Consider the following 1,204-nt stretch of genomic DNA (forward strand, 5'->3'; position numbering starts at 1 on the left):
GGCGGCGGTCGCCGCGCGGGACTACCGGCGGCTGCGCACCAGCACGTACAGGAAGTACGGCGTTCCGATCACGGCCGTCATCAGGCCGGCGCCCAGCTGGGCGGGGGCGATCACGGTGCGGCCCAGCAGGTCGGCCGTGCACACCAGTACGGCGCCGAGGAGCAGCGCGACCGGCAGGACGCGGGTGTGCCGCCGTCCGACGAGGGCGCGCGCCGCGTGCGGGGCGACCAGGCCGACGAAGCCGATGGTGCCCGCGGCGGCGACGGCGGCGGCGCTGAGCAGCACGCTCAGCACGAGGAAGCCCAGTCTCCCGCGCGCCAGGTCGAGCCCGAGCAGCCGGGGGGTGTCCTCGTCGAGGGAGACCAGGTCGAGTTCCCGGTGCCGTACGCCGGCCACCGCGACGCCGACGGCGAGGACGGCCGCGAGGGGGAGGACGTCGGGCATGGTCCGGCCGTACGTGGAGCCCGACAGCCAGGTGAGGGCCTTGGTCGCGTTGAACGGGTCGGTGAGCACGATCAGCAGGCTGATCAGGGCCGTCGTCGCGGTCGCGGTGCCGATGCCGACGAGCACCAGCCGGTTCTGCTGGTAGCCCCCGCGCGCTGCGAGGCCGAACACGACGACCGCGGTGACCGCGGATCCCGCGAAGGCCGCCCCGGCGACGCCCCACCCCCCGACGACGGGGACCGTCGTCACCAGGATCACCGCGCCGAGCGCGCCACCGCCGGAGACGCCCAGGACGGCGGGTTCCGCCAGCGGGTTGCGGGTGACGGCCTGCACCAGGGTTCCGGCCAGCGCGAGCGCCGCCCCGGCGAGGAGCGCGGCGGACACCCGGGGCACACGGGTGTCCAGCACGAAGGAGACGGTCCTGCCCGCCCTGCCCTGCGCCCAGTTGACCACGTCACCCAGCAGCAGCTTGCTGTCACCCAACAGGACGGCGGCGATCGTGACGCCGGCCAGGACGACCGTCAGCACGGTGAGCGTGGTGAGGAAGACGGCGCGACTGCGGATGCGCAGCTTGTCCGGCGCGGCGGCGCCGGCGGTGTCGCGGAGCCGGGCCGCCATCACCACCAGGAAGGTCGCGCCGACGAGGCTGGTGACCACGCCGGTGGGGACGGCGACCGCGGTGTCCGCGTCGACGAGGGTCCGCAGCAGCACGTCCGCCCCGAGCACCAGCGCGGCGCCGACGAGGCCCGCGACCGGCACT

General features: G+C 75.5%; 1 protein-coding gene. It reads right to left on the reverse strand.

Going from position 1 to position 1,204, the window contains the following annotated elements:
* Positions 1–21 precede the first annotated feature (21 nt).
* On the reverse strand, positions 22–1,204 hold a 1,183-nt coding region (locus B7767_RS40590), incomplete at its 5' end, for an iron chelate uptake ABC transporter family permease subunit (RefSeq protein ID WP_143652937.1).

Origin of the sequence: Streptomyces sp. 13-12-16 (genome assembly GCF_002114215.1) — a bacterium.
In the GTDB taxonomy this organism is placed as follows: domain Bacteria; phylum Actinomycetota; class Actinomycetes; order Streptomycetales; family Streptomycetaceae; genus Streptomyces.